General features: G+C 67.1%; 12 protein-coding genes. 7 read left to right on the top strand and 5 right to left on the bottom strand.

The genetic code is table 11. The annotated features are described in order from the left end of the window. Window position 1 precedes the first annotated feature (1 nt). Window positions 2-1,159: a substrate-binding periplasmic protein gene (locus LNV28_RS17205; RefSeq protein WP_263517564.1), complete on the bottom strand. Its 1,158-nt coding sequence runs from the start codon at window positions 1,157-1,159 to the stop codon at window positions 2-4. Between the two features lie 13 nt (window positions 1,160-1,172). Further along, window positions 1,173-2,405, bottom strand: coding sequence for an OprO/OprP family phosphate-selective porin (locus tag LNV28_RS17200; protein ID WP_263517563.1), 1,233 nt, complete (start codon window positions 2,403-2,405; stop codon window positions 1,173-1,175). A gap of 148 nt (window positions 2,406-2,553) precedes the next feature. On the opposite strand from LNV28_RS17200, the gene LNV28_RS17195 reads away from it, so the two are divergent. The 6 genes from LNV28_RS17195 (at window position 2,554) to LNV28_RS17170 (ending at window position 9,698) form a co-directional block, all read left to right on the top strand. Continuing rightward, window positions 2,554-3,258, top strand: a complete 705-nt coding sequence (locus LNV28_RS17195; protein ID WP_263517562.1) for a CoA transferase subunit A — start codon at window positions 2,554-2,556, stop codon at window positions 3,256-3,258. Between the two features lie 2 nt (window positions 3,259-3,260). Then, the gene (locus LNV28_RS17190) at window positions 3,261-3,899 is read left to right on the top strand and encodes a CoA transferase subunit B (protein ID WP_263517561.1); all 639 of its coding nucleotides are present in this window, start codon (window positions 3,261-3,263) and stop codon (window positions 3,897-3,899) included. Between the two features lie 174 nt (window positions 3,900-4,073). After that, complete coding sequence (locus LNV28_RS17185; RefSeq protein ID WP_263517560.1) at window positions 4,074-5,822, top strand: DUF1800 domain-containing protein; 1,749 nt, start codon at window positions 4,074-4,076, stop codon at window positions 5,820-5,822. Between the two features lie 17 nt (window positions 5,823-5,839). After that, complete coding sequence (locus LNV28_RS17180) at window positions 5,840-7,231, top strand: DUF1501 domain-containing protein (RefSeq protein WP_263517559.1); 1,392 nt, start codon at window positions 5,840-5,842, stop codon at window positions 7,229-7,231. Between the two features lie 70 nt (window positions 7,232-7,301). After that, the gene (locus LNV28_RS17175; RefSeq protein ID WP_263517558.1) at window positions 7,302-9,131 is read left to right on the top strand and encodes a gamma-glutamyltransferase family protein; all 1,830 of its coding nucleotides are present in this window, start codon (window positions 7,302-7,304) and stop codon (window positions 9,129-9,131) included. A 111-nt stretch (window positions 9,132-9,242) separates the two neighbouring features. Beyond that, window positions 9,243-9,698: a hypothetical protein gene (locus tag LNV28_RS17170; RefSeq protein WP_263517557.1), complete on the top strand. Its 456-nt coding sequence runs from the start codon at window positions 9,243-9,245 to the stop codon at window positions 9,696-9,698. A gap of 13 nt (window positions 9,699-9,711) precedes the next feature. Here the strand turns inward: LNV28_RS17170 and ubiM are convergent, their stop codons facing one another. The 3 genes from ubiM to LNV28_RS17155 are packed head-to-tail and all read right to left on the bottom strand — an operon-like array spanning window position 9,712 to window position 12,012. Further along, the gene (gene ubiM / locus LNV28_RS17165) at window positions 9,712-10,995 is read right to left on the bottom strand and encodes a 5-demethoxyubiquinol-8 5-hydroxylase UbiM (RefSeq protein ID WP_263517556.1); all 1,284 of its coding nucleotides are present in this window, start codon (window positions 10,993-10,995) and stop codon (window positions 9,712-9,714) included. Window positions 10,996-11,041: 46 nt separating this feature from the next. Further along, a complete protein-coding gene (locus LNV28_RS17160) occupies window positions 11,042-11,536 on the bottom strand; it encodes a disulfide bond formation protein B (RefSeq protein WP_263517555.1) in 495 nt (164 codons plus the stop codon). Beyond that, window positions 11,536-12,012, bottom strand: a complete 477-nt coding sequence (locus LNV28_RS17155) for a RidA family protein (RefSeq protein WP_263517554.1) — start codon at window positions 12,010-12,012, stop codon at window positions 11,536-11,538. Before LNV28_RS17155 ends, LNV28_RS17160 begins: the two co-directional genes overlap by 1 nt. Window positions 12,013-12,195: 183 nt before the next feature. Between LNV28_RS17155 and LNV28_RS17150 the strand changes: the two genes are divergently transcribed. After that, window positions 12,196-14,697, top strand: a complete 2,502-nt coding sequence (locus LNV28_RS17150) for a DNA internalization-related competence protein ComEC/Rec2 (RefSeq protein WP_263517553.1) — start codon at window positions 12,196-12,198, stop codon at window positions 14,695-14,697. The last annotated feature ends 32 nt before the right edge of the window (window positions 14,698-14,729 follow it).

Genomic DNA, 14,729 nt, shown 5'->3' with positions numbered 1-14,729 from the left:
TTCAGGGCAGATAGACGATGCGCAAGGAGCTGTCGACCAAGGTCAGGGGCAGGTAGCCGATGGCTTCAGTATGGCGCTGCAAGTATGTTTTGGTGGCCTCGGCGCTGCTCAACTCTGTGGGTGCGCGTCTCCGCCCACCGAACTGTTGCGTGGCCCAGGACGCGCGGTACTGGGCCGGTTCGCGCTTGAGGATGGCCGCAAAGAACTGCTGGCGCTCAGGCCCGGCGCTCATCACGGGGAGCGTTGGAACCTCGTCCATCAGGTTCTGGCGTTTCCCCATGAACAGCTCGATCAAGGCGCTGCGACTGACATCGCGCACCGGGCTGCGCACTGACACCACCACAGCCAGCGCCGGAGCGGTTCGGGCGGCTACGATTTGGTCGATACGGCCGCTGCTGAGCAGTTGTTCGAGGCCGGCCAGCAACTGCTTGACCTCAAATCGCCCCCGTGGCGACACGGTACACCGGTAGGGGCGCGAACCCAGAAGCAAGCGCCAGGACGCCAGCCGCTCCTCGCCTCCCGGGTTGCTGAACCAGCTCAAGGTCTGGCGACTGCTGATGCCGTAGGGATGGCGGTCCTTCGCCAGCTTGCGCAGCATGCGCTCTTCGTCGAGCGCATCGTCTCGCTTGACACGCCCTTGCAGGAACAGCGCGTCGAGCTGCGGGTAGGCCTGACCTTGCAAGGTGCCGATCACAGCGCCATTGGGCAGCTGCTCTAGGGCGTCCACGCCCGTCGCATCTGGGTGAGCGCTGAGCATGTCTTGCAGGTCGAACAGGGGCGAGCTTTGGGGCAAGCTGTCGGAGCGCAGAGTTTGCAGGGGGCTCAGATTGCAGGCGATATCGGCTTCACCACTGAGCAAGGCGCCCTCAATCCGCAGCCTGGGCAAAGCCACCCACTCCACGCGGGTTTTGAGCCCGGCCGCCAGCTCTTGCGCAATCTCCACATCAATGCCGGCACTCGCTTGCTGCTCTCGCCACACGACGAAGGGCGGGCTGATCGCTCTCGAGACCGCGACGCGCAAGGCCGGGACGTCCTCCGCGCACCAAGCTTGGTCGGGAATCGCAAGGCACAGAAGCAGGGCCGATGTCAGAGTCAGCCACCCCGAAGCGGTGCTGCGACCCAGGGCCGGGTCCATTCTTTGAGTGAGGCTGCTGGGCATGTCCACTCCGTGTTCAGAACACAAAATCCGCGCTGACCGTCAGCATGTTCAAACGCCCATCCCAGGGCGCGCTGTTCGGTAGGAGGCGGATTTCGCCGTCGCGCTGGCTGCTGCGGTCGCGGGTAGCGGTCCAGCGTTCGACCTGCAGCTTGAGGGCCAGTTTCTCGAAACAATCCCAGCGCAGGCCCAGCAGCTCGATGCGGCGGTCCCAGGGGCGTTGCAGGCTGCGGTCCAGGTCCGCCAGTCTTTGCGCGCTGGATTCGGGGCTGCCCGCTGCTGCTAGCAAGCCCAGCGGCGACTCGGTGTAAGCGGATTGACCGATCGCGACATAAGGTGTCCACCGACCATAGCGACGCGATAGCAAGGCGTACCAGGCATGCACCCCGGGGCTGAAAACCGAATTGCCGCTCCGTCGCATGGCTTCGGCCGTCAGCGTCCAGTCTTCATGCTCCCAGACCAGGGCGAGATTGAATAAGCGCCCCTCCATGCCCGAGAAGCGCGCGCGTTGCGGCAAGACCTCGCTGCAATTGGCGCAGACTTGTTGCGAGTTTGTCAGCGCCTGCAATTGCGTCTCCAGGCTTGGGGAGATCAAATCAAAGCGAAACGCAGCCACGCCCAGACGCAAGGACAGGCCTTCGCGCTGCCATCGCAAGGCACTGGCCAGCAGCGCATGGGTGTCCACGCGTCCGGTCGGTACGGTGAGGCTGTTGCGGCCGGCGCCCAGATCCCAGCTGAGGTTGCCGCCCAGTGCTGTACCGGTCCAGCTGGCATTGATGCCGTCGACCGGCTCGCTGCTGTTCAGGCCGTAAACCGCCGACATGGGCCGGATGGAGGTGTGGGCAAAGCCCACGCGCGTGCTCTCGGAGCTCAGAAAGATCGGTAGCGGCTGGCGCCCGATACGCAGAGTCCATTCGGGGTCGAGCTGCCAAGCCAGATAGGCCCATTCGGTGTTCGGTCGGTAGCCGCGGGTCAACTCATCCCGGGCTTGCACCTGCCAGACCCATTCCAAGGTGTCGCTGCTCTGCCAGCGCAGCTGCAGGCCCAGGACGGTGTCGCCGTCGGCACGCCAGTGGCCAGCCTGAGATGCCTGCTTCACGCGTTCGCCGGGGCGGGCTGCAGCGACCGCATCGTCATTGCGGTAGGCCGACAAGGTGCCGAAGCCCTCCAGCTGCACGCCGTCCGCGAGCGCGCTGCCGCAGAGGCCGTACAACAGCCACGCGAGCCAAGGCGTTTGCCATCCCTTCATGCGGTTCTCCTGGAGTGAGCGCGGGTGCGCATTCCGACCGTCGAGTGTTAGGCGATTCTACGTAATGCCTACCTAATCTCTTAGGTAGTACGCTCAGCGCCTTCCGGTGGATCGTTTGTTTGATTGATTGATGGATGGAGAAGCATCGATGAACAAGGTTTTTGCGAGTGCGGCTGAGGCCCTGTCCGGCCTAGTCCGTGACGGGCAGCTGCTGGCCGTGGGCGGCTTCGGCCTCTGCGGCATTCCCGAGGCTTTGATTGCCGCGCTACGCGACAGCGGCGTCAAGGATTTGACCGTGATTTCCAACAATGCCGGCGTGGACGGCTTTGGCCTGGGCCAGTTGCTGGAAACCCGCCAGATCCAGAAGATGATCTCCAGCTATGTGGGGGAGAACAAGGAGTTCGAGCGCCAGTACCTGGCCGGTGAGCTGCAGCTGGAGTTCACCCCGCAAGGCACGCTGGCCGAGAAGCTGCGCGCCGGCGGCGCTGGCATCCCGGCCTTCTACACCCGCACCGGTGTGGGCACCATCGTCGCCGAAGGCAAGGAACTGCGCGAGTTCGACGGCCAGACCTATGTGCTGGAGCATGCGCTGACGCCCGATGTTTCCCTGGTCAAGGCCTGGAAGGCCGACAAGAGCGGCAATCTGGTGTTCCGCCGCACGGCGCGTAACTTCAACCCGGCTGTGGCCATGGCCGGCAAGATCACGGTGGTCGAGGTGGAACAACTGGTCGAGGTCGGCGAGATCGACCCCGATGCCGTGCACCTGCCCGGCATCTATGTCCAGCGCATCGTGGTCAATGCCACGCCCGAAAAGCGCATTGAAAAACGTACCCTGACTGTGAAGGATGCTTGATCATGGCCTGGACACAAGACCAAATGGCCGCCCGTGCGGCCCAGGAACTGCAAGACGGTTTCTACGTCAACCTCGGCATCGGCATCCCCACCCTGGTGGCCAATTTCGTGCCCAAGGACATCGAGGTCTGGCTGCAGAGCGAGAACGGCATGCTGGGCATCGGCCCCTTCCCGACCGAGGACGAGGTCGACGCCGACCTGATCAACGCCGGCAAGCAGACCGTTACCACCATCCCCGGCTCCAGCATCTTCGGCAGTCATGAGAGCTTCGCCATGATCCGCGGCGGCAAGATCAATCTGTCCATCCTCGGCGCCATGCAGGTCAGCGAGAAGGGTGATCTGGCCAACTGGATGATCCCGGGCAAGATGGTCAAGGGCATGGGCGGCGCCATGGACCTGGTGGCCGGCGTCAAGCGCGTGATCGTGTTGATGGAGCATGTGGCGCGCAAGAAAGACGGCAGCACCGACCTCAAGATCCTGCCCCAATGCACCCTGCCGCTGACCGGCCTGGGCGTGGTCAACCGCATCATCACCGACCTGGCGGTGATGGACGTGACACCGCAAGGCCTCAAGCTGGTGGAGCTGGCCGAGGGTGTCAGCCGCGAAGAAGTGCAGAGCAAGACCGGCGTGCCTTTGCTCTGAGGCCGCCGAGGCGAGCTTCACCTATTCCCGCCAAGGCCGGTCCATACCGGCCTTTTTTCATGGTCGCGGTGAATGTGGCGCGAGCCTGCAACATTCGCTTGCAAAGCAGGCCTGTTGGCAGCTCAATGCCCGAGCAGGCGCAGGCTAGAGTGGCAGCCTGTTCCGAGAGAAGCCATGATCCAAGACGACACCCCATCCTTGCTTGCGGTGGATGCGCCAGAGGCAAACGTGCCGGCGCCGGCTCCTGCCGCAGAACATGCGCCGGCGCAGACTCTGCGATGGCTCAGCCTCTTGTCTGCGACGCCCCTGGCCGCCTGCGGAGGTGGAGGCGGCGGCAGCGATGGCAGCCCGGCGCCTTCGCCGACGCCCGCTCCTCCACCACCGCCGCCGCCGCCACCTCCTGCTCCGCCGACCGAAGCCGAAGCGGCTCGCTTCCTGGCCCAGGCCGGTTTTGCCGCCAGCACGGCCGAGATCACCAAGGTCCAGGCCCAGGGTTACACCGCCTGGCTCGATACCCAGTTCGCGGCGCCTATCAGCCAGGGGCATTTCGACTGGATGGTGGCCAAGGGCTATGCGGTTGAGGCCAACAAGAACAACTTCAATGGCGTGGACAACTCGCTCTGGCGCAAGCTGATGAGCTCGCCCGACCCGCTGCGGCAGAAGGTGGTGCTGGCGTTGTCGGAGATTTTCGTGGTGTCCATGGCCGGCCTGCCGATCAGCTGGCCAGGTTTTGCCGTGGCGGCCTATGTGGACATGTTGGAGCAGCGCGCCTTTGGTAGCTTCCGTGACTTGCTGGACGGCGTCAGCTTGTCCAATGCCATGGGCGTCTACCTCAATATGCGCGGCAACAAAAAGGAAGACACCGCCAGCGGCCGTCTGCCCGACGAGAACTATGCGCGCGAGCTGATGCAGCTCTTCACCATCGGCCTGGTCGAGCTGAAGGCCGATGGCACGCCGGTGCTCGATGCCGCAGGCAAGCCCAAGGACACCTACACCCAGGCCCAGATCAGCGAGCTGGCGCGGGTGCTGACCGGCTGGGAGTTCGACGGCGCCAGCGCCACCGACCCGGCCTTCATGAAAAAGCCCATGGTGCATCTGGCCACGCGCTTTTCAGTCGGGCCCAAAAAGGTGTTGACGGTCGATGTGCCGGCCTCGGCCACCGGGCCGGAAGCGCTCAAGATCGCACTCGACACCCTGGCCAACCATGCCAATGCCGGCCCCTTCTTCAGCCGCCAGCTGATCCAGCGCCTGGTTGCCTCCAACCCCAGTCCGGCCTATGTGCAGCGGGTGGCGGCCGTGTTCAACAACAACGGCCAGGGCCAGCGCGGCGATCTCAAGGCCGTGATCCGCGCGGTGCTGCTGGACAGCGAGGCGCGCACGCCCGGCAGCTCGCCCTCCAGCGGCCGCTTGCGTGAGCCCATCCAGCGCTTCATCCAGTGGGGCCGCAGCTTCGGCCTGAACTCGCCCACCGAGCTCTGGAACATCGGCGATCTGAGCAACCCGGCCACCCGTCTGGGCCAGAGCCCGCTGCGCAGCTCTTCGGTTTTCAATTTTTTCCGGCCCGGCTATGTGCCGCCCAACTCGCAGCTGGGCACGGCCCAGATCACTGCGCCCGAGTTCCAGCTCTGCAACGAGAGCACGGTCGCCGGCTACCTCAACTACATGCAGACCGTGATTGCCAGCGGCGCTGGCGAGGTCAAGCCCAGTTACACGGCCGAGCTGGCGCTGGCGGCCGATGTGCCGGCCTTGGTGCAGCGGGTGGCCCTGCTGCTGGCCGGCGGTGGTTTGAGCCCCACCACGGTCAACACCATCGCTACTGCTGTGGCGACCATCAATGCCAGCAGCGATGCCGGCAAGCTGAACCGTGTGCAGGCCGCCATCCTCCTGGTCATGGCCAGCCCCGAATACCTGATCCAGAAGTGAAGCGAGAGAGACCTGTCATGACATCGGTTCACCGCCTCCAGACCCTGCAACGCCGCGAGTTCCTGCGTCGCGCCTCCGCCCTCGGCGTGGCCGGCGCGGCCGCGCCCTGGGCCCTCAATCTGGCCGCTCTCGGAGAAGCCGCGGCGCAGACAGCGCCGAACGACTACAAGGCTCTGGTCTGTGTGTTTCTTTACGGCGGCAATGACTATGGCAACACCGTCATTCCCTACGACGCGCCCAACCACGCCGCCTACCAGACCATACGTCAGACCCTGGCCATTCCGCGTGACCAACTGGCCGCCACGGCGCTGACGCCGCGCGTGGCCTTGCCCGGTGCGCGGCAGCTGGCGCTGGCGCCGCAGATGGGGCGGCTGAAAACCATCTTCGACGCCGGCAAGCTCGGCGTGCTGCTCAATGTCGGCACCCTGGTTCAGCCCACCACCCTGGCCCAGTACAAGGCGCAGAGCGTGCCCTTGCCGCCCAAGCTGTTCTCGCACAACGATCAGCAAAGCGTCTGGCAGGCCAGCACGCCCGAAGGCGCCATCTCTGGCTGGGGCGGTCGCCTGGGCGACCAGTTCCTCGGCGCCAACGGCAATGCCACCTTCACCTGCATCAATGTCTCGGGCAATGCGGTTTTCATGGCCGGACAGCAGGCGGTGCAGTACCAGATGTCCACCAGCGGCGCGGTCGCCATCAACGGCGTCACCCGGCCGATGTACGGCTCACAAGCCTGCGCCGATGCGCTGCGCAGCTTGATCACGGCCGAGCGCAGCCACTGGATGGAGCAGGAGCTCAACCGCGTGGTCAGCCGCTCGGTCAATGCTCAGTCCATCGTCGCTTCGGCCCTGAACACCTTGCCGGCCCTGAGTACGGTATTCGACACGACCAACAACCTAGCCACCCAGCTGCAGATGGTGGCCAAGATGATTGCCGCGCGCAGCAGCATGGGCGCCAAGCGCCAGGTGTTCTTCGTCTCCATCGGCGGCTTCGATCTGCACGATTTCCTGCCCGACCAGCACCCGGGCCTGCTGCGCAAGGTCTCCGAGGCGCTGGGCAGTTTTTACGATGCCACGGTGGAGCTGGGCGTGGCCAACCAGGTCACTGCTTTCACCGCAAGCGATTTTGGTCGCACCTTGAGCAGCAATGGCGACGGTTCCGACCATGGCTGGGGCAGCCATCATTTCGTGCTGGGTGGCGCCGTCCAGGGCGGCCGCTTCTGGGGCCAGGCCCCGGTGGTCGCGGTCAACGGGCCGGACGATGTCGGCCAGGGCCGGCTGCTGCCCAGCAGCTCGGTCGACCAGCTCGGCGCCACCTTGGCCAGCTGGATGGGCGTGCCGGCCACGGATCTGAGTCGCGTCATGCCGCAGATCAGCAACTACACGCAGAAAGACCTGGGATTCTTCCAGTGAGGGCAGGGCGGCGGCTGGACTAGGATCGACGGGTCATTCCCGTCACCCTTCTGCCCCGATCGGCTGCCCCATGTCTTTTGTTGTTCGCACCCTGAGTCCGGCGCTGTCCCTGAGCGTCTTGGCCTTGCTGGCGCTGGCCGCCTGTTCCACACCGGACTCTTCACCCCAAGCCGCCAAGTCGGGTGCAGCGGACCTGATTCAGCCCGAGTCTGCCAGCGGCTGGACAGCCAAGCAGGCCCAGGCCAGCGCCCATTTCGCCGTGGCCGCGGCCCACCCGCTGGCCTCGGATGCCGGGCGCGAGATCCTGTTGGCCGGCGGCAGCGCGCTCGATGCCGCGATCGCCGTGCAAATGGTGCTGACCCTGGTCGAGCCGCAGTCCAGTGGCATCGGCGGCGGGGCCTTCTTGCTGCATTGGGATGGCGCCAAGGTGCAGGCCTTTGATGGCCGCGAGACCGCCCCGGCTGCGGCCGACGAGAACCTCTTCCTCAAGCCCGACGGCAAGCCCATGCCCTATCTGCAGGCCGTGGTCGGTGGCCGCTCGGTCGGCACGCCGGGTCTCTTGCGCATGCTGGAGCAAGCCCATGCGCAGCACGGCAAGCTGCCCTGGGCCCGTCTGTTCGATCCGGCCATCCGCCTCTGCGAGCAGGGCTATGCCTTGAGCGGGCGCAGCCACAAACAACTGGCCAACAATGCCGCGCTGCGCCAGGACCCGCAGGCCGGCGCCTACTTTTTCGATGCCCAAGGCCAGGCCCTCCCCGAGGGGACTCGGCTGCGCAACCCGGCCCTGGCCGCTGTGCTGCGCCAAGTGGCGGCCGGCGGCGCCGATGCCTTTTTGAAAGGCACTGTCGCTCAGGACATCGTGCGCCGCGTGCGCGGCCATGCCAGCAACCCCGGCCTGCTCAGCGAGGCCGATCTGGCCGGCTATCAGCCACGCCAGCGCGAGGTGCTGTGCACGCCCTGGCGCAGCCAGCAGGTCTGCGGTTTCCCGCCGCCGTCCTCCGGTCATCTGACCGTGATGCAGATGCTGGGCATGATGCCGGCGCAGACCCCGGCCCAGGCTTTCAGCGAAGGCGTGCCCAGTGCCGCCTGGCTGCACCGTTATGCCGAGGCCAGCAAGCTGGCCTTTGCCGACCGCGCGCAGTACATCGCCGACCCCGATTTCGTGGCCGCGCCCGGCGGCGACTGGCGCAGCCTGCTGGCGCCCGAATACCTGCAGGGGCGCGCGGCCCTGATCGGCCCGCGCAGCATGGCCAGCGCCGCCGCGGGCCAGCCAGCCGCGCCCGTGCGCGTGGGCTGGGCGCCCATGCCCGATCAGCCCGAGCATGGCACCAGCCACATCAGCATCATCGACGCGGCCGGCCGGGCCGTGGCCATGACCACCTCGATCGAGGCCGGTTTTGGCGCCCGCCTGATGAGCGACGGCGGCACCGGCCTGGCCGGTGGCTTCATGCTCAACAACCAGCTGACCGACTTTGCCCTGGCGCCGCGCGATGAGCAGGGCCGGCCGGTCGCCAACCGCCTGCAGCCGGGCAAGCGCCCGCGCTCCAGCATGGCGCCGACGCTGGTGTTTGACGCCAGCGGACGCCGCCTGAGCATGAGCCTGGGCTCGCCCGGCGGGCCGGCCATCATCCATTTCGTGGCCAAGACATTGCTGGCCACGGCCGACTGGCAGCTCGATGTGCAGCAGGCGCTGGACCTGCCCAATTTCGGCAACTTCGGCGGCCCTGTGTTTTTGGAGCAAGGGCGTTTTCCGGCGGCCACGCGCGAGGACTTGCAGGCGCGCGGCCACCGCTTGGTGGAAACCGAGCTGACCAGCGGTATCCAGGCCATTCAGCGCAGTCCCACGGGCTGGCTCGGCGGGGCCGACCCGCGGCGCGACGGCGCGGTGCGTGGCGACTGAGTGTTCAGGCGAGCGGCGCGCATTTGCTTACAGCCTGAGGATCCTTGTCGTCATCGGCCTGTCGCGTTCGAGCGTTGCTGAGGGCATCACCGGCCCCTCGGAGCTTGAATCATGTGGACCTTGCGCACTTCCGTTTTTGCCGGCCTGGCCTTGGGCCTGGCCTGTTTGGGGCAAGCCGCCCAGGCGTCCGACATCGGCGTGTCCGTGTCGGTCGGTCAGCCGGGCTTTTATGGCCGCATCGACCTGGGCTCGGCCGGCTCGGCGCCACGCCTGATCTACAACGAACCGGTTTGGGTGCAGGGGCGGCCACACCACCACCGTGAACGTCTGCGTGTGGAGCCCTGGTATCTCTTTGTGCCGCCCGGCCATGCCCGCCACTGGGCGCGCCATTGCGGCTATTACGGCGCCTGCGGCCGGCCGGTGTACTTCGTTCAGGAGGGCTGGTATCGCGAGCCTTATGGCCCTCGCCGTGGCGATGATGAGGGCTGGCGCTCGAGCCGCCATGGCCGGGACCACGACCACCATCATGATCGCGGCCGCCACCGTGGCCACGGCGACGATCGTTGATGAAGTCCGCCGCCTAGCTCCGGATCGCGCGCAGCGCCTGCAAGCCGCGCAACAGCGGTAGTGGCAGCGGCGGCGTGCGGCCGGTCAGCTGGGCGCTGATGGCCGCCTGCAGCGGCGGTAGTCGGCGGGCGATTTGCAGCACGCCCTTGCGCAAAAGCCGGGCCGGTGCGCGCTCGTCGGTGAATAGATTCACCACCGCATTGGTGCCCTGGTAGATCGCCCAGGTGCGGCGGCGGTGCTTGGCAGCATAACGTTGCAGCAGCGCGGCATCACCGAGGTCCTGGCACTGCGCATGGGCCGTGCCCAGGATGTTTGCCAGCTTCTGCACCCCGTAGAGTCCGAAGTTGTAGCCATGCGCGGTGACCGGATGCATGCCCACGGCGGCGTCGCCGACCAGGGCCAGGCGCCGGGTGGTGAAACGGTGGGCGTAGCAGGCGACCAGGGGGTAGAGGTGGCGCGGGCTGGCCAGGCTGATCTCGCCGAGGCGGCCTTGCAGCTGGGCCTGCACCCAGGCGCGGAAGCGCTCCGCATCCCAGGCCTGCATCTCGGCCGCGCGCTCGGCGCTGACGGTCAAGACCAGGGAGCTGCAGCCGCCGTTGAGCGGCAGCAGGGCCAAGGTGTGGCCATAGTGAAAACACTCCAGCGCGATGCCCTCGTTCGGCCCGCTGTGGGCCAAGCGGCAGACGATGACGCTGCGGCCGAAGTCGCGCATCTGCGCACCGATGCCGGCCATGCGCCGCACCGTGGAAAAGCGGCTGTCGGCGGCGATCACCAGCGGCGCGCGCAGGCTTTCGCCTGTGCTCAAGCGCACTTCGGCCAGCTCGGGCGTGGCGTTCAGATTCAGGCCGCTGACGCGGCAGTCGGTGCGCAGCTCGATGCGGTCTGCTCGCCGCTCCACCGCCCGGTAAGCGATGCGCCGCAGCCAGTGGTTGGCCACCAGATAGCCCAGCTCGCCTTGGCCATCGGTGGTGCCAAAGCCCAGGTGCTCGGGCGCCTCGCCGTTAAAGACATGGGCGCGGCGCAAGGGTGCGATTTCCTCCGGCGGCAGCAAGGCCCATTGGCCCAGCGCTTCCAGCACGGCGCGGCCCGGGTGGGTCAGGGCGATTTCGCGGCCGTCTTCGGCCGGATCTTGCAGGGCGCTGAGCGGCGCGGCTTCCAGCACGCAGCTGCTGATGCCGGCATCGGCCAGGGCGCAGGCCATGCTGAGGCCCGCGGGGCCGCCGCCGACGATGAGCACGCGCTCGGTGTCAGCGGCTGGGGCCTTTGGAGGGGATGAAGGGGAAGGCTGGATCGACATGGGTGCCCAGCCTAAGGCCGGGCTGCCGTCTCAGCCTTGATCGGGATCAGCGTTTCTTGTTGAGCGCCAGCAGACTCAGGCCGCCGATCAGCAGGAAGGACAGGCCGCTCCAGATCTCATAGGGCAGGCCCAACAAGCGATAGGCCGCGGCCTCTTTGCAGGTGGCAGTGACCATGAAGACAAACGGCCAGCGCATTTCCAGATCCAGCGCCTCGAGCACGGTCTCGGCGAAGGTCAGCTTGCAGGTGTCCATCAGCGCGGCCACCTCATGCTGGTAATAGGCCGAGGCCAAGCCAGCTACAGCCAGCAGCAGCAGCCCAAGCAGGCTGGCTGTGCGAAGCGGCCGCTGGCGCTTGAACAACCAGCCTAAGAGGGCGACTGCGGCAATCAATAAAAAGATGCCACGCTGCATCACGCACCAGGGGCAGGGCTTGACCCCGAAACCATGCTGGGCGATCAGGGCGAAGGCCACGGCAGCCAGGCTGCCCAAGCCGATGGCGGCCAGCGCCTGATCGGGGAACTTTGAGACCTTGAGGAACATCAGTCGGCTTCCACTTCCACAATCATCTCGATCTCGACGCAGGCACCCATGGGGATCTGCGCCACGCCAAACGCGCTGCGGGCGTGGGCCCCCTTGGCGCCGAAGACCTGGCCGATCAGCTCGGACGCGCCATTGGTGACCAGATGGTGTTCGGTGAAATCGGGGGCGCTGTTGACCAGGCTCATAAGCTTGACGATGCGCTTGATCTTGTTCAAATCGCCCACGGCAGCGTGCAAGGTGCCCATCAGATCGATGGCGATGGCGCGCGCGGCGGCCTGGCCGGTGGCGGTGTCGGTGTCGCGGCCCAGCTGGCCGACCCAAACCTTGCCGTCTTGCTTGGCCAGGTGGCCGGACAAGAAGACCAGATTGCCGGTGCGCACGAAAGGCACGTATGCCGCGGCGGGAACGGCCAGTGGCGGCAGGGTGATGCCCAGGGTTTCGAGCGTGGTGTAGACGTTGGGAGTGCTGTTGCTCATGGCGAGGCCGCTTTCTTCTGCATGCTGAATTCGGAGGATCGCTGCGTGGGCGGGCGGCTGTGAAAGCGGCGCTGCCCTGGCTACGATCGGGTGGCGCGCATCCTACACCGAGCGGCCTGCCGCCCCCTTTCCTCAGGGCCGGGTGAGGCCCGCAGCGCGCGGACCCCGGAGCCTGTGTTTGTGATGCGCTCTCCCGCATTCGATGAATCCCCTGGTCCTGCTGGAGCTGTTCTCTGGCCGGTGCTCTTGGCCTTGCCGGTCCTGGCTTGGCTGGGCGGGCTGGTGCTGCTGCAGACCCAGCGCGAACTGCCCGGTGAGGCCGAGTTCACCGCCAGCTTGCTGGCGGGTCTGGGCTGCTGCGTCATGGTCGGCCGCTGGTGGGGCCGGCGCCGCGCAGCGCTGCTGTGGGCCGCCCTGGCGGGCTTGCTGCTGGCTTTCAGCTATGCCAGCTGGCGTGCTGAGCTGCGTTTGGCCGAGCGCCTGCCCGAAGCCTGGGAGGGGCGCGACCTGCTCTTAATCGGCCGCGTCGATTCGCTGCCGGCCGCCACCCTGGGCCAGGCCGGCGCGCCTGGCTGGCGCTTTGAGTTTGAGCTGGAGTCCGCCCGTGCCGGGCCTCTGTCCAGCGATCCACCGCTGACTTTGCCGTCGCGCCTGCTGCTGAGCGCTTACGCCGAGCATGCCGATGCCGCGCCGCCGCCCCTGCGAGCAGGAGAGCGCTGGCAGTTGCTCGTGCGGCTCAAGCAGCCACAGGGGCTGATGAATCCGCATGGCTTTGACTACGAGCTCTGGCTGTTCGAACAAGGCCTGCGTGCCAGCGGCGTGCTGCGGCCTGGCGGAGCGCAGCGGCGCTTGGCGGAAGCCCCCATCACCAGCATCGATGCGGCGCGTCAGCGACTGCGCGAGGCCTTGCAGCGCCGCGTCGGCGAGCCCGGCGCGGCCGGCGTGCTGGCGGCACTCAGCCTGGGCGACCAGGCAGCCATCAGCCGCGCCGACTGGGCCTTGTTCCGCGACACCGGCCTGAGCCATTTGCTCAGCGTCAGCGGCTTGCATGTGACCATGTTCGCCTGGGCGGCCCAGGGCCTGCTGGGCTGGGCCTGGCGCGGCAGTGCGCGCCTGTGCCTGCGCTGCCCGGCGCCCGCGGTGGCGCGGTGGGGCGGCGTGGCGGCAGCCCTGGCCTATGCCTTGTTTTCGGGTTGGGGCGTGCCGGCGCAGCGCACCGTCTGGATGCTGGCCAGCCTGGCCCTGTTGCGCAGCCTGGGCTTGCGTTGGCCCTGGCCGCTGGCTTTGCTGCTCTCTGCCCTTGTGGTCACTGTGGTCGATCCCTGGGCGGTTTGCCAGGCGGGCTTCTGGCTGTCTTTTTGCGCCGTGGGCCTCTTGATGGCGGCTGGTGACGATGAACCTGCGCGTGGCTGGCGCGCGCAGCTGATGGCCGGCTTGCGCAACCAGGCGGTGGCCACGCTGGGCCTGGCACCGCTGAGCCTCTTGTTCTTTCAGCAGCTGTCTCTGGTCGGTGTGTTGGCGAATCTTTTGGCCATCCCCTGGGTCAGCTTGGTCATCACGCCCTTGGCGCTCGGCGGCGCGATCCTGCCAGGGCTGTGGATCTGGGGCGCTTGGTGTGTGGAGCTGATGATGGCCTTGCTGCGCTGGCTGGTGAGCTGGCCGCTGGCGGTCTGGACGGTGCCGGTGGCGCCCTTGTGGGCGCAGGCCGCGGGTTTGGCGGCCGGTGTCTTGTTGGTGCTGCCTCTGCCATGGCGTCTGCGTGCCTTGGGCATGGCGCTGGCTTTGCCCCTGCTGTGGCCGGCGCCTGAGCGCCCGAGCGAGGGTGAGTTCGAGTTTCTGGCCGCCGATGTGGGGCAGGGCACCGCCGTGCTGCTGCGCACCGCGCATCACGCTTTGCTCTATGACGCCGGCCCGCAGTACGCGCCCGGGGTGGACGCCGGCCAGCGCGTGTTGCTGCCGCTGCTGCGCGCGCTGGGTGTGCGCCAACTGGATCAATTGATGCTCAGCCACCGCGACAGCGACCATGTCGGCGGTGCCGCCTCGGTGGCGGCCGGCCTGCCGGTGCAGGGTTTGCGCAGCTCGTTGGAGCCCAGCCATCCCTTGCACCGCTTGTTTCAGAGCTCGTTGCCTTGCAATGCTGGCGAGCGCTGGGTCTGGGACGGCGTGCAGTTTGAGCTGCTGCATCCGAGCGCTGAGCAGGTCCGTCAGCAGCAGCTCAAGAGCAATGAGCTGTCTTGCGTGCTGCATGTGCGCAATGCCTCGGGCCAGCAGACCGCGCTCTTGATGGGCGATCTGGAGGCGGGGCAGGAGGCGGAACTGCTGCGCCGCCATCGGCCTGGGGCGCTGCGGGCCGAGCTGCTGCTGGTGCCGCACCACGGCAGCAAGACCTCGTCCACGCCCGAGCTGCTGGCCGCGGTGGCGCCGCGCTGGGCGGTGGTCCAGTCGGGCTACCGCAACCGCTTTGGCCACCCGGCTTTGCCGGTCTTGGCGCGTTACCAGGCGGCCGGCATAGAGGTCTTCAACAGCCCGGACTGCGGCGCCTGGCGCTGGCGCAGCGAAAAGGAGGCGGCCAGCTGTCAGCGCCTGCTGGACCGGCGCTATTGGCACCGCCGGCCTTTGTCGATGGGAGCCGACCGGGAACGGGTAGGGCCGCCGGAGGCGGAACGAAGCGGCGAGGAAGACTAGGGTCGCTTGATTCTTGCTTTGTGCATGTCCTG

The organism is Paucibacter sp. DJ2R-2 (genome assembly GCF_025717675.1).
In the GTDB taxonomy this organism is placed as follows: Bacteria; Pseudomonadota; Gammaproteobacteria; order Burkholderiales; family Burkholderiaceae_C; genus Paucibacter_A.
This window is presented reverse-complemented; position numbering and strand designations above follow the sequence as displayed.

What these genes read in the sequence shown, in the direction of transcription:
- LNV28_RS17205 (WP_263517564.1), bottom strand. Translation starts at nt 1,159, where the DNA reads ATGCCCAGCAGCCTCACTCAAAGAATGGACCCGGCCCTGGGTCGCAGC.
- LNV28_RS17200 (WP_263517563.1), bottom strand. Translation starts at nt 2,405, where the DNA reads ATGAAGGGATGGCAAACGCCTTGGCTCGCGTGGCTGTTGTACGGCCTC.
- LNV28_RS17195 (WP_263517562.1), top strand. Translation starts at nt 2,554, where the DNA reads ATGAACAAGGTTTTTGCGAGTGCGGCTGAGGCCCTGTCCGGCCTAGTC.
- LNV28_RS17190 (WP_263517561.1), top strand. Translation starts at nt 3,261, where the DNA reads ATGGCCTGGACACAAGACCAAATGGCCGCCCGTGCGGCCCAGGAACTG.
- LNV28_RS17185 (WP_263517560.1), top strand. Translation starts at nt 4,074, where the DNA reads ATGATCCAAGACGACACCCCATCCTTGCTTGCGGTGGATGCGCCAGAG.
- LNV28_RS17180 (WP_263517559.1), top strand. Translation starts at nt 5,840, where the DNA reads ATGACATCGGTTCACCGCCTCCAGACCCTGCAACGCCGCGAGTTCCTG.
- LNV28_RS17175 (WP_263517558.1), top strand. Translation starts at nt 7,302, where the DNA reads ATGTCTTTTGTTGTTCGCACCCTGAGTCCGGCGCTGTCCCTGAGCGTC.
- LNV28_RS17170 (WP_263517557.1), top strand. Translation starts at nt 9,243, where the DNA reads ATGTGGACCTTGCGCACTTCCGTTTTTGCCGGCCTGGCCTTGGGCCTG.
- ubiM (WP_263517556.1), bottom strand. Translation starts at nt 10,995, where the DNA reads ATGTCGATCCAGCCTTCCCCTTCATCCCCTCCAAAGGCCCCAGCCGCT.
- LNV28_RS17160 (WP_263517555.1), bottom strand. Translation starts at nt 11,536, where the DNA reads ATGTTCCTCAAGGTCTCAAAGTTCCCCGATCAGGCGCTGGCCGCCATC.
- LNV28_RS17155 (WP_263517554.1), bottom strand. Translation starts at nt 12,012, where the DNA reads ATGAGCAACAGCACTCCCAACGTCTACACCACGCTCGAAACCCTGGGC.
- LNV28_RS17150 (WP_263517553.1), top strand. Translation starts at nt 12,196, where the DNA reads ATGCGCTCTCCCGCATTCGATGAATCCCCTGGTCCTGCTGGAGCTGTT.